Annotated in this window: 10 protein-coding genes and 1 rRNA gene; 3 read left to right on the forward strand and 8 right to left on the reverse strand. The window is 40.9% G+C overall.

What is annotated here, in order from left to right; genetic code table 11:
* Positions 1-62 precede the first annotated feature (62 nt).
* On the forward strand, positions 63-1616 hold the full coding sequence (locus WH223_RS09360; protein ID WP_340047334.1) for an Rne/Rng family ribonuclease: 1554 nt from the start codon (positions 63-65) through the stop codon (positions 1614-1616).
* A gap of 31 nt (positions 1617-1647) precedes the next feature.
* Here WH223_RS09360 and miaA read toward each other — a convergent pair whose 3' ends face one another.
* From miaA to WH223_RS09375, 3 genes are read right to left on the reverse strand one after another with little or no spacing between them, the layout of a single operon-like run.
* Positions 1648-2613 (reverse strand): tRNA (adenosine(37)-N6)-dimethylallyltransferase MiaA, encoded by a 966-nt coding sequence (gene miaA / locus WH223_RS09365; protein WP_340047335.1) that lies wholly within the window; start codon positions 2611-2613, stop codon positions 1648-1650.
* Positions 2610-3782, reverse strand: coding sequence for a Gfo/Idh/MocA family protein (locus WH223_RS09370; protein ID WP_340047336.1), 1173 nt, complete (start codon positions 3780-3782; stop codon positions 2610-2612). Before WH223_RS09370 ends, miaA begins: the two co-directional genes overlap by 4 nt.
* Positions 3783-3842: 60 nt before the next feature.
* Entirely contained in the window at positions 3843-4616 is a 774-nt protein-coding gene (locus tag WH223_RS09375; RefSeq protein ID WP_340047337.1) for a hypothetical protein, read from the reverse strand.
* A 73-nt stretch (positions 4617-4689) separates the two neighbouring features.
* Between WH223_RS09375 and def the strand changes: the two genes are divergently transcribed.
* On the forward strand, positions 4690-5277 hold the full coding sequence (def, locus tag WH223_RS09380; RefSeq protein WP_340047338.1) for a peptide deformylase: 588 nt from the start codon (positions 4690-4692) through the stop codon (positions 5275-5277).
* 60 nt (positions 5278-5337) lie between these two features.
* Here the strand turns inward: def and WH223_RS09385 are convergent, their stop codons facing one another.
* The 5 genes from WH223_RS09385 to WH223_RS09405 all read right to left on the reverse strand — a co-directional run bounded on the left by WH223_RS09385 (position 5338) and on the right by WH223_RS09405 (position 8977).
* Complete coding sequence (locus WH223_RS09385; protein WP_340047339.1) at positions 5338-5940, reverse strand: trimeric intracellular cation channel family protein; 603 nt, start codon at positions 5938-5940, stop codon at positions 5338-5340.
* Positions 5941-6038: 98 nt separating this feature from the next.
* Positions 6039-6479, reverse strand: coding sequence for a hypothetical protein (locus WH223_RS09390; protein WP_340047340.1), 441 nt, complete (start codon positions 6477-6479; stop codon positions 6039-6041).
* A 21-nt stretch (positions 6480-6500) separates the two neighbouring features.
* Complete coding sequence (locus WH223_RS09395; protein ID WP_340047341.1) at positions 6501-7784, reverse strand: M56 family metallopeptidase; 1284 nt, start codon at positions 7782-7784, stop codon at positions 6501-6503.
* 3 nt (positions 7785-7787) lie between these two features.
* The gene (locus WH223_RS09400; protein ID WP_340047342.1) at positions 7788-8150 is read right to left on the reverse strand and encodes a BlaI/MecI/CopY family transcriptional regulator; all 363 of its coding nucleotides are present in this window, start codon (positions 8148-8150) and stop codon (positions 7788-7790) included.
* A 380-nt stretch (positions 8151-8530) separates the two neighbouring features.
* Positions 8531-8977 carry a hypothetical protein gene (locus WH223_RS09405; RefSeq protein ID WP_340047343.1) on the reverse strand — a complete coding sequence of 149 codons (447 nt, stop codon included), beginning with the start codon at positions 8975-8977 and terminating at the stop codon, positions 8531-8533.
* A gap of 3096 nt (positions 8978-12073) precedes the next feature.
* Between WH223_RS09405 and WH223_RS09410 the strand changes: the two genes are divergently transcribed.
* A 16S ribosomal RNA gene (locus WH223_RS09410) occupies positions 12074-12394 on the forward strand; the annotation flags it as partial.

Here is a 12394-nt window from a genome sequence, read left to right on the forward strand (position 1 = left end):
TAACGCGTTTTATGTTTTATCAGGTCTATCGTATGTACGAAAAGACCTTAAAAAAGTAGCTGTTGGTAAAGGAACTAATTATCGATTCTACTCCTGAAAAAGGAGTGACTATTGCTTTACTACAGGACAAACAGCTTGTTGAGCTGAACAAGGAACAAGCCGATAATAATTTCGCCGTAGGCGATATTTATTTGGGGAGAATCAAAAAGATTATGCCCGGGCTTAATGCCGCTTTCGTAGATGTTGGTTACGAAAAAGATGCGTTCTTACATTATTTAGATTTAGGACCTCAGGTTCAGTCATTGCTCAAGCTGACTCGTATAGTAAAGAACGGCAGTTATCAAGAGATGCTGCTCAGTAGTTTAAAGCTTGAAAAGGACATCGATAAAGCAGGTAAAATTTCGGACATCTTGAGCCGTAATTTGCTTTTACCAGTACAAATTGCCAAAGAGCCCATATCTACCAAAGGACCTCGATTAAGTTCGGACCTTTCTATTGCAGGTAGATTTGTTGTATTGGTTCCGTTTTCAAGTACGGTTTCCATATCAAAAAGAATTAAGGGTAACGGTGAGCGTACGCGCTTAAAGAAAATTGTAGAAAGTATTAAACCTGCAAATTTCGGCGTAATTATACGTACTGTATCCGAAGGGAAGGGAGTAGAAGAACTACAAAAAGACCTTCTCGACTTGATTTCTAAATGGGAACTTTTTACCAAACGCCTTAGAAACGCTGAACCACCGCAGAAAGTGTTGGGCGAAATGGATAGAGCTTCTACCATCTTGCGCGATATCTTAACCGATGAGTTTACGCACATTCATGTCAATGACAGTGCCCTGTATGACGAAGTAAAGTCGTATGTGCAGGAAATATCACCCGATTTAGAGAAAATTGTTAAGCATTATAAGCATAAAGAACAGATTTTCGAACACTTCGGCATTGAGAAACAAATTAAGGCGTCTTTCGGCAAAACGGTCAACTTACAAGGTGGTGCTTATTTAGTAATAGAGCATACCGAAGCGCTCCACGTTGTGGACGTAAACAGTGGTAACCGAATTGCTAGCAAAGAAAACCAAGAAGAAAATGCGCTCCTTGTGAATAAGGAAGCAGCAAAAGAAATCGCTAGGCAATTACGCCTGCGTGATATGGGAGGTATCGTTGTCATCGATTTTATCGACATGCATAAACCAACCAATCGGAAAGAGCTTTACGGTTATTTGAAAGAATGTATGGCCAATGATCGTGCAAAACATACGATCTTGCCTCCAAGCAAATTTGGCTTGGTTCAAATAACAAGACAACGCGTAAGACCAGAGATGAGTGTGGTGACGAGCGAAAAATGTCCCGCATGTGAAGGAACTGGCGAGATTCGTTCTAGTATCGTTTTACTAGACGATATCGAAAATAACTTGAGCTTTATATTACAAGAGCAAAACGAAAAAGGAGTAACCCTTTGTGTACACCCCTACATTGGTGCATTCATCACTTCTGGTTTTATCTCTAAGCGACTCAAGTGGTTTTTCAAATATGGGAAATGGATTAAGATTAAAAAGGTATCTTCCTACTATTTAACGCAATTTCAATTCTTTAATAGCAAAGAAGAAGAAATCAAGTTGTAAAAGATGTTATAAAATAAAGGGATAGCGACGGCTATCCCTTTTTTAATTGCTGAATAATTTCGTAGAGCTGCTCTTCTGTAGTCTCACCCTTCAACCAATGTATCTTGATACCGTCTTTCTCCATCTTACGGAAGAAAGTCATTTGCCTTTTCGCATAACGGTGAATCTCCGTCTCTAACTTCTGTAAAAATAAATCCCGGTCGATAACGCCATCCAGATAAAGAGAACCATACTTATACTCCAATCCATAATATTGTAAATCATCGTGCGATAATCCCTCCTTAAGTAAAAGCTTTATCTCTTCCAATAATCCTTCCTCCAAGCGTGCATGAAGCCTCTTGGAAATATTAGCCCTTCTCTTTTCTAAAGTCGGATCAAGACCAAAAACAAGATGTGGATAGACGGGCTTTTTCTTTATCCCATCCAAAAAATTAGGCTCCTTTTGTAGAAAGGTAAGAATTTCGATTGCTCGTATAAGGCGCTTATGAGAAGAACTGTCTGCCAGGAAATCTGTAGGCATAGGAAGCTGTTTAAGCCGCTCTAATAGCTCATCCTTAGTGAGTTGTAATAATGTTTCACGTAAAACAATATTCGTTGGTACGTCAATATAAGGCCGCTGCTGCAAGAGTGCATGTAAATACATTCCTGTTCCGCCACAAGCAATAACGCGCTTCTCGCGAGCTAAAACCTCTGTATATGCAGCCTCAAAATCCAGCTGAAAACGCGAAACATTATATTTCTCGCCAGGAGCACAAATATCAATAAGATGGTAGGGGATATCTTGGTATTCCTGGATATCCTTGCCTGTACCGATATCCATTCCTTTATAAACTTGACGAGAATCAACACTGATAATTTCGCCCTGTAGCAACTGCGCGAGCTGTACGGCAAGTTTTGTTTTGCCAGAGGCCGTAGGCCCCAAAATGATGTATAACAAATCAGGCGGAAGGGTAACCTCCGCCTGATTCGCTTGTATAAGATTTGATTGGGTTATCACACCACAAATTTAGTCCATTTTTCGTTACTTTCATTGCTCGCAACCACGTTTTGAACAAAAGCCATACCACGAACACCATCATCAACAGAAGGGAAATCCAACTGCTCAGGAGTAGGTTGTAAACCTTCACGCTTCGCGCTCACCGTTGCAGCAAAGTTTCTGTAGATATTAGCGAAAGATTCTAATAAACCTTCAGGGTGCCCAGCAGGAACACGCGTGTTGTGTGTAGCGAAAGAGCTTAACGTGTATGGCGCAGCATAAGCATTACCTGTGCGGTAAAGCTGACGTGGCTGATCCAACATCTTAACGATAAGGTTGTTCGGATCTTCGTTAGCCCACTCTAAGCCTCCTTTTTCACCATAGATACGCACACGAACAGCATTTTCTTCACCAGCAGAAATCTGCGAAGCCATCAAAACACCTTTAGCGCCATCTTCAAAACGAAGCAATACCGAACCATCATCGTCCAACAAACGTCCTTCAACAAACGTTGTTAAGTCAGCACAAACTTCGGTAATACGCAAACCTGATACATACTCCGCTAAATGCGCTACGTGTGTACCGATATCACCCATTACTAAAGATAAGCCTGATTTTTTAGGGTCAGCACGCCATGCAGCACCAGCATTACCTTCGCGCTCCGATAAACGGCTTAACCAACCTTGTGGATATTCAACAACAATTTTTCTAATCTTTCCAAAATGTCCTTCTTTGATCATCGCTTTCGCTTGTTTGATCATTGGATAACCCGAGTACGTGTGGGTCAAACATAAAGTACGTCCTGTTTTTTCAACGATAGTTTTTAACTCTTTAGCCTCGTCTAAGGACACTGTCATAGGTTTTTCAACCACAACATCAAAACCACTTTCTAAAGCTAATTTTGCTGGAGCAAAATGCAAGAAGTTTGGCGTAACAATCGTAAGAAAGTCCATACGTTTGTCTTCAGGTAAAGCCGCTTCTTTCTCAATCATCTCTTGATAGGAGTCATAAACCCGGCTAGGGTCTACGAAAAGCGCCTCTCCAGACTCTTTGGAGATCTGTTTGTCAATGCTAAAAGCACCACAAACCAATTCAATCTTCCCGTCCATAAATGCGGCAATACGGTGTACGGCTCCAATAAAAGCGTCATTTCCGCCTCCCACCATGCCCATTCTCAGTTTACGTTTCATACGTTCTTTCTCAGTTTAAGGTTTAGTCAAAGCATAAATATACGTAACAGCCCTTGTTTTTCATAATATGAGCTTCATTTTGATAGTGCCAGCGTTACGTTTTACATAGCTCGATTCACCCGCTATCAATTCCGTCTCCGGCGGAAGTTCCCTTAAAACAGCACTTTTTTTGCCGTTTTCAAAAAGCATATATTGCGGATCCAGCTCTCCTACTGCGGTAAAACCGATAGTCTGTAAGCTTGAATCTTGAGACCAATCTTTATCCACGTAAGTCACAATATCACCAGGCGAAAAGTCCGCAATAAATGACTTTATAAGTTTCGACAAGCCTCCAACCACACGAACACCTGAGTGATGACAAAAACGAATAAGCTCAAAAGAACGGTACTCAGCAGGCTGATCCATCATTTTACGCCCCCCACTAAAAACAGCAATAGAAACAAGTTCCCCCCGCTCAAAAAGACCATAACGATATTTTCCAGGAATAGCCATATTGCTATGATGTTCCTCTTGAAATTCCAAAGCCACTCTCTTGTCGATTCGTGCGGCCACCGTTTGGCGGGCAAAATAGCTCTTGCCTTTATGAAACAAAGATGCTATTCGCAACCTTATCTTTTCTTCACCATCCTGCAAATCTTCCTCATCCACATGAATGACACGCTGATCCGTTAAGGATAAACGTTCTTTAGCTGTAGGAAAGTAAATAACAAGGATTAATGGTAAATCAGGGTAATCAAAAAGAATATAATCGACCTCAGTACGCATCGTAAAGGAACTGTTTAATTGCGCACCCAACGATGAACCAAATGAAATAATAACGTTTATGTCATGCATAGACGACAAAGTTACTATATTCTGAAATTAGGTGTAAATTATTATTAATACCTTTGTACCGAAAATTAAAAATATGAAATTACCTATTGTAGCGTATGGAGACCCGATATTAAGGAAAAAAACTTCCGAGATTGAAGAGAACTATCCAGATTTGAAGCAGCTAATTGATAATATGTTCGAAACTATGTATGCAGCACATGGTGTCGGCTTGGCAGCGCCTCAGGTTGGTTTACCAATACGTCTTTTTGTTATTGATGCTTCTCCTTTTGCGGAAGATGATGAAGATGGTGCCGGAGATCCTTTATTGAAAGAATTTAAAAAAGTATTTATCAACCCTATTATCGTATCCGAAAGCGGAGAGAAAAAAGGCTTCTTTGAAGGATGTTTAAGTATTCCTGATATCAATGAAGAAGTAATGCGTGCGCCAAATGTGGTATTAAACTACCTTGACGAAAACTTTGAAGAGCATGAAGTAGAGCTAACTGGTTTAGCAGCCCGTGTTGTTCAGCATGAATATGACCACCTAGAAGGCAAGTTGTTCCTTGATAAATTAGGGGCACTAAAAAAGACAATGCTAAAAGGTAGATTAGAAGCGATTTCCAAAGGACAGGTTCGCGTAAGCTATAAAATGAAATTCCCTAATGCCAAAAAAGGTAGATAAGGATAGACTATACAAAAAAACCGAAGCACAGGCTTCGGTTTTTTTGTATAACTAAAATCATCAACCGCCGACGACGGGCAATGTAAATTTGTATTTAACTGCTAAAATACGAATGACGAATATCAAAGCTGCAGATGCGAACATATTCAAATCCGAATTCACATCGATATGCTTCAGGCAAACATAAAGAATGGCCCCCGAAAGACAAGCCGTCGCATAAATTTCCTTACGGAATATTAAAGGCGTTTCATTCATCAGCGTATCCCGAATTACACCACCCATAACCGCAGAGAACATACCCAAAATAATAGCTGCCGTGGCCGAACTATCATATTGCAAAGATTTCTGAACACCTACGATACAGAAAAAACCAATACCAATAGCATCAAAGAAAGTAAGTGTACGTGCCAATCGGTCCAATTGCTTATTAGCAAGGATAGAAATAAAAACACCAATGAAAATAGCGATAAGGTAATTTGCATCATCCACCCATATCGGTCGTAGATTTAGAAAAACATCACGCAGCGAGCCACCACCAATGGCAGTAACAAAACCAGTAAAAGTGGCGCCAAAGATGTCGATATTCTTTCTGTTGGCAGCCATCGCCCCAGAAATGGCGAAAACCATGGTTCCTAGTAAATCGAAAAAATAAAAGAAATTCATGTGCTAAAAATCAGCTACAATAATACGCAAAAAATTAGCGCTATAAAAAAAGGGAACAGCCACAACGGTATTCCCTTCAATTTTTTGATTATTCGCTATTAGCGTGTCGGTGTAACCGGTGTAATAGGAGTCGTTGGCGTAACCGGGGTTACAGGTGTTTGAGGCGTCTTTGTTGTTATAGGTGTTTGAGGTGTCTTTGGTGTTACAGGGGTTTTCGGCTGCTGCAAATCATTGCCAATAATAATATTTAGCGTTTGACTAAGACTCGTTTCAATCAATGAATTGATTTTCTCTTTCATTTCAGGAGCGTTATAAACTTGCTCTATCTGAAACGCTTTTTCTTTCCATGCCGGAGAATCCATATATTTCTCTATCGCAATTGACGTTTTATGCTCCATGGCAGCAATTTTTTCTTTCCATTCCGGCGAGTTATAATAAACCTCTACCGTTTTAGCCTCATCAACAATTTTGTTAATTTTATCTTTCCACTCTTGCGAGTTCATATGTTTTTCAGCCGCTCGGCTACTATGCTCGGTCACCTTCGCTATTTTTTATTTCCATTACGGCGAATTGTAGTAAGCCTCTATCTTTTTTGCATCTCCTTCAATCTTAGCAATCCGCTCTTTCCATGCTGGTGAATTTAAGTGTTTATCCAGTTCGGCCTCCTTTAACTCATCATTGCGATAAATAATAGTAGTCTTTCTTTCACTCTTTAGTGTGTCTGCAGACCATGAAGAAGTAGATTTTTTAGCAATCGAACTATCTTGTAGCGTCAAATGAAGTGATGTTGTTTCCTCAGTCGAGCTACCATCTAAGGGCCAAACCTCCTGTTGAGCAGCCTTCGCCGCAGGGCAGTCAGGAGCAATCCAAGCAATCGTAGCAAAAGCAAGCGTGCTAATCGCTAAAGCAAACAAATGCTGCTTAACGTGAATATAATTTTTTTCCATTTGTGTGATACGTTTAATACGTTGTAAAAGATGATGTTTATTGCCTGTAGCCGCCATCGCGTAGGGAACAGGAACCGTTTCTTTGATAGTCTCCAATGATAATAAAGCCTGTGCATACGTGATTGGCGAACCCAATTTTTGAAGAACAACGTCGTCACAAGCATGCTCGCGCTCCTTCTGAATATGTTTCGTTAATAACCAAACAAACGGGTTAAAGAACAAGACCGTTTCAATAAGCACACTAATTAAGTTGATGAAATAATCGTTGCGTTTAATATGTGCAATCTCGTGCAGAAGGATAGCTTCCACCTGTTGCATATTCAACTGGTTAACCAATGCAACCGGAAAAAGAATTAAAGGCTTGAAATGACCAACAGTCAAAGGAACCGATATCTTATCCGATAAGTAAAAACGAACCCTTTTAGATACCTTCAGTAAACCACCAAGTTCTTGAAAAGCATGAACCCACTCCACAGGAGCCTCCGATAGACCATTACGCTTCAAATAAGAAAGACGCGTATAGCTATTCGAAAAAATAACCAGCTGAATCAGTAAGCCAATGATATAAACAGCACTGAACCAAGGGAAAAGAAGCTCAATGCGCTGGAAATTCTCTTGATTCTCATGAAGAAACGGCGTAATAGGCAAATATGTATTGATTTCTTGCTGCTGCATAAGCAAAGCAGGAATATTTACATAGTACAAAAATGTACCTAAAAAAACAGTTAGCATCATGAGCTGCCCCGTAAAAGCAATATAAAATTTATGCTTCGCCGACTGCTTCGGAAAAGAAAGATAAAGCAAGCCGATAACAGCATAAAGTGCCGCTCCTTGCCACAAAGAGTGGATCATCGCCCAGCCCAATGCCTTAGTGAAAGTACTTAGTAAAAGTTCCATGGGTTAGGATTTTTCAAGAGTTTCTAAATATTCGCGAATCGCTGCAAGCTCCTCCTTGCTCGTGTTGCTATGACCCAAAGCCTGCATAACCAAGCGAGAAGTAGAACCATGATAAACCGTGTCTATCATCTTGTCCAAAAAAGAAGTCTGCGTTTGCTCTTCCGTGATGTTTGCCGTGTAGATATGCGAACGCGAACTACTATCACGTACCACCAAGCCCTTTTCCAGCATAATCTGCATCAACTTCAATGTCGTCGTATAGCCAACATCCTTTTTATTGAGCGACTCGTGGACTTCACGCACACTACAAGATTTCTTTTCCCAAAGAACCTGTAAGATTTCCATTTCACTAGTTGTCGGTTTCATATCTTTTATCTACGAATTGTTTTCGTATTCAAATGTACGAAGTGTTTCGTAATATCAAAATATTTTAACACTTTTTTTCAATTACATGCTAATCAGCAGCTTTGTTCCTCATTATTTGGGCGCTCCGCCAAGGGCGTTTTTAAATTACGCCCTTGGTGTCGGGCTTTCCGCACTCGCTTTTTGTTTTGGAGGCTCACTCGCGTACCGCTCGTAAGCACCAAAACAAAAGAGCTCAAACAATTGCTCCAATCCCTAGCGCATCCTAATAACGATGCATAAGATAGGTGAGGATAAAAACAGATAGACAGCGACATAAAAAAGCCCTAGATTCTTTTTTCATTAAGAATCTAGGGCCGAGGTAATATCTTTTATAGGAAAACCTATCGCTTCTTAAAAAGAATAAGGTTTAAGTTTTCCTCAGTACTATTAAAAGGCTGGATAGAAAAAATAAGCTGCTTTGTTTTCACATTACGTTTAATATAGTACGACTGTTTAGGCTCCGCAAAAGCATCCAATTCCTCTTCCGGGACATTTTCAAATTGAGCAGGGTCAGCCGTCATTAACAGAAAATCACCTTCAATCGTATACGTATAGCGCGTGGGCCTTCCTATCGTATTCCCACTAACAATACACGTATTCGCAGAAGAGAAGTTATAAACCCTTTCACCCGAAATGTCATGACTTTCAATAACCTTTTTCAGGTTATTCCCTTCCACCGTCTGGAGCTTCTTACTTTCCCATTTACCAATCAACGAAATAGGCTTATTCTGTGCAAAGCAGAATCCCGTAATAAGTAAGAACAAGATGTTTAAATAAAAATGTTTCATAAGCTAAAAATAAAAGAATAGATTAACATGGCAATATATATAATACTATATCTTTTTCAACCACCAGCCGCCATCCTTCAAAGCCGTATACAATGCCAGCCTGATAACTCGCGAGCAGCAACAAAGAAACATACCTTATATATAAGAGTAAACTTTTCTCACAGGACGCTTCGACCCGTCGTCCTGAGCCGGTCGAAGGGCAGCATGACAAATAGGATAAGGGAAGAGCAAAGGAGATAAGTCTTGTTATTAAGGTAGAGATGTAATCAACCAAGTATTCCTTATATATAGGAGTAAGCTCTTCTAAGACGATGCTTCGACTTGTCATCCTGAGCCTGTCGAAGGACAACATGACAAACCTGGATGGGTTGGTGCAAAACCAAACTAATTTGCTTTGCTAAGAAGAAGGCCTAGGCATCTGCTGCGTAAATCGTAGCGTAGAAAATTCCGCAAGAGCAAAACGCTGTCTGAGCGCAGCGAGTTCGTTTTGTTCCGGAATTTTCAAGAGAAGATAGCAGCGTATGCCAGCCTTGATTTTTGCCACCCTTTTCATCAAGGAAAAGGGTGAAGCCTTGTCCTGGCTAAGGACACGTGCTATAATTAAGCAAAAGACTCCAATCAGCGTTGCAAACGCTATTCTCCAGCATCCTCGTTTCAAACGAGGATGATAGACAGTGCATGCAAACGTTGAGAACTAGCGAACAGTAGCAAAGCTGGTATTCCTTATATATAGGAGTAAGCCCTTCTAAGACGATGTTTCGACTTGTCATCCGAGCCTGTCGAAGGGCAGCATGACAAAAGAAAAATGAGCTGCAAAAAAGAACTGACTTGCAGTTGCTAAGAAAAGGCCTAGGTATCTGCTGCGTAAATCGTAGCGTAGAAAATTCCGCAAGAAGAAAACTTTGTCTGAGCGTAGCGAGTTAGTTTTGTTCCGGAATTTACAAGTGGAGATAGCAGCGTATGCCAGCCTTGATTTTTGCCACACTTTTTATCAAGAAAAAGGGTGAAGCCGCGTCTTGGCTAAGGACACGTTCTATAATTAAGCAAAAGACCTTACTCAGCGTTGCAAACGCTATCCTCCAGCATCCTCGTTTCAAACGAGGACGATAGACAGTGCATGCAAACGATGAGAACTAGCGAACAGTAGCAAAGTTGGTATTCCTTATATATAGAAGTAAGCCATTCTAACATGATGCTTCGACTTGTCATCCTGAGCCTGTCGAAGGGCAGCATGACAACTTGGAAAAGGAAGTGCAAAAGAAAGATGTGTTCAAAACATAAATGGCTTGCAGTTGCTAAGAAAAAGGCCTAGGCATCTGCTGCGTAAAATCGTAGTGCCGTAAATTCCGCAAGAAGAAAACGCTGTCTGAGCGTAGCGAGTTCGTTTTGTTCCGGAATTTACAAGCGTAGATAGCAGTATATGCCAGCCTTGATTTTTGCCACCCTTTTCATCAAGGAAAAGGGTGAAGCCCCGTCCTGGCTAAGGACACGCGCTATAATTAAGCTAAAGACTCCAATAAGCGTTGCAAACGCTATCCTCCAGCATCCTCGTTTCAAACGAGGACGATAGACTGTGTAAATAAGCCTTCCTTATATATTAGGAGTAAGTCCTTCTAGCACGATGCTTCGACTTGTCATCCTGAGCCTGTCGAAGGGCAGCATGACAACCTTGATGGGTTGGCGCAAAAAAGAATTGACTTGCAGTTGCCAAGAAAAAGGCCTAGGCATCTGCTGCGTTAAATCGTAGCGTAGGAAATTCCGCAAGAAGAAAACGCTGTTTGAGCGGAGCGAGTTCGTTTTGTTCCGGAATTTGCAAGGGGAGATAGCAGCGTATGCCAGCCTTGATTTTTGCCACACTTTTTATCAAGAAAAAGGGTGCAGCCGAGTCCTGGCCAAGGACATGGACATAATTAAGAAAAAGCCTTCAATAAGCGTTGCAAACGCTATCCTCCAGCATCCTCGTTTCAAACGAGGACGATAGGTAGAGATTTAGACAAAGTACCACTTCCTTATATATAGGAGTAAGCCTTTCTAGCACGATGATTCGACTTGTCATCCTGAGCCTGTCGAAGGGCAGCATGACAACCTTGATGGGTTGGCGCAAAAAAGAATTGACTTGCAGTTGCCAAGAAAAAGGCCTAGGCATCTGCTGCGTCAAATCGTAGCGCCGTAAATTCCGCAAGAAGAAAACTCTGTTTGAGCGTAGCGAGTTAGTTTTGTTCCGGAATTTGCAAGGGGAGATAGCAGTATATGCCAGCCTTGATTTTTGCCACACTTTTCATCAAGGAAAAGGGTGAAGCCGAGTCCTGGCTAAGGACATGCACATAATTAAGAAAAAGCCTTCAATAAGCGTTGCAAACGCTATCCTCCAGCATCCTCGTTTCAAACGAGGACGATAGACAGTGCAAATAAGCCTTCCTAAACGATGCTTCGACAAGCTCAGCATGACAAAGTAGGATAGGGTGGTGCCAAACAAGAAATTTTTGCACGTTTAATAAAATGAACAATAAGCAACTCAATCCAGCCTAATTCCCTATCCAAACCGCCTATTTCACCCCCAAAACCCAATCCAAGGAAAGATTATCTAGTGTCGTTATCAAGTACTTAAGGAAAACTCCTAATAAATAAGCTAAAAACATTTGGAAGTAGGGGTGTAAAACTTCTATCTTTGCACCACTCCGCAAGGGAGGGACGATTGAAATAAAGGGTTAAAAACAAGGATAGCGGCATTATAAATGCGGTTTTTTCTAAATTTAACAAAAGAGGAGCTGGGAAAAATAAAGTAAAATTTATTTTGGAAAATCAAAAAGCTTTTCTACCTTTGCAGTCCCAACCGAGAGGAAGGGCATACATCGCAAGGATGTATGAAATAAATAAGATTAAGTTTAACCTAGCAATAGGGAAAATATATAGCCAAAGCGCGACGCGGCGGCGAGAGAAGTTCTTTAAGAAAATGATCATGAAAACGTAACGAGTAGTTGGTTATACTAACGAAAGTTAACAAATAACAATCAACCTAGTCAGTTCAAATTAGATATTAAAAAAAGACAATTCTAATTATTTTATAAATAGTTAGGTTTCTAACAATTCATTTTTACAATGGAGAGTTTGATCCTGGCTCAGGATGAACGCTAGCGGCAGGCCTAATACATGCAAGTCGAACGGGATCCAAGGTAAAGCTTGCTTTATTTTGGTGAGAGTGGCGCACGGGTGCGTAACGCGTGAGCAACCTACCCATATCAGGGGTATAGCCCGGCGAAAGTCGGATTAACACCGCATAACAATACGGAATCGCATGGTTTTGTATTTAAATATTTATAGGATATGGATGGGCTCGCGTGACATTAGCTAGTTGGTAAGGTAACGGCTTACCAAGGCTACGATGTCTAGGGGCTCTGAGAGGAGAATCCCCCACAC

It is taken from the genome of Sphingobacterium sp. MYb382 (assembly GCF_037572665.1).
Lineage (GTDB): Bacteria > Bacteroidota > Bacteroidia > Sphingobacteriales > Sphingobacteriaceae > Sphingobacterium.

Excerpts from the sequence above, each read along its gene's own strand:
- WH223_RS09405 (WP_340047343.1), bottom strand. The coding sequence starts at position 8,977 with ATGAAACATTTTTATTTAAACATCTTGTTCTTACTTATTACGGGATTC.
- WH223_RS09385 (WP_340047339.1), bottom strand. The coding sequence starts at position 5,940 with ATGAATTTCTTTTATTTTTTCGATTTACTAGGAACCATGGTTTTCGCC.
- def (WP_340047338.1), top strand. The coding sequence starts at position 4,690 with ATGAAATTACCTATTGTAGCGTATGGAGACCCGATATTAAGGAAAAAA.
- WH223_RS09400 (WP_340047342.1), bottom strand. The coding sequence starts at position 8,150 with ATGAAACCGACAACTAGTGAAATGGAAATCTTACAGGTTCTTTGGGAA.
- WH223_RS09370 (WP_340047336.1), bottom strand. The coding sequence starts at position 3,782 with ATGAAACGTAAACTGAGAATGGGCATGGTGGGAGGCGGAAATGACGCT.
- WH223_RS09375 (WP_340047337.1), bottom strand. The coding sequence starts at position 4,616 with ATGCATGACATAAACGTTATTATTTCATTTGGTTCATCGTTGGGTGCG.
- WH223_RS09395 (WP_340047341.1), bottom strand. The coding sequence starts at position 7,784 with ATGGAACTTTTACTAAGTACTTTCACTAAGGCATTGGGCTGGGCGATG.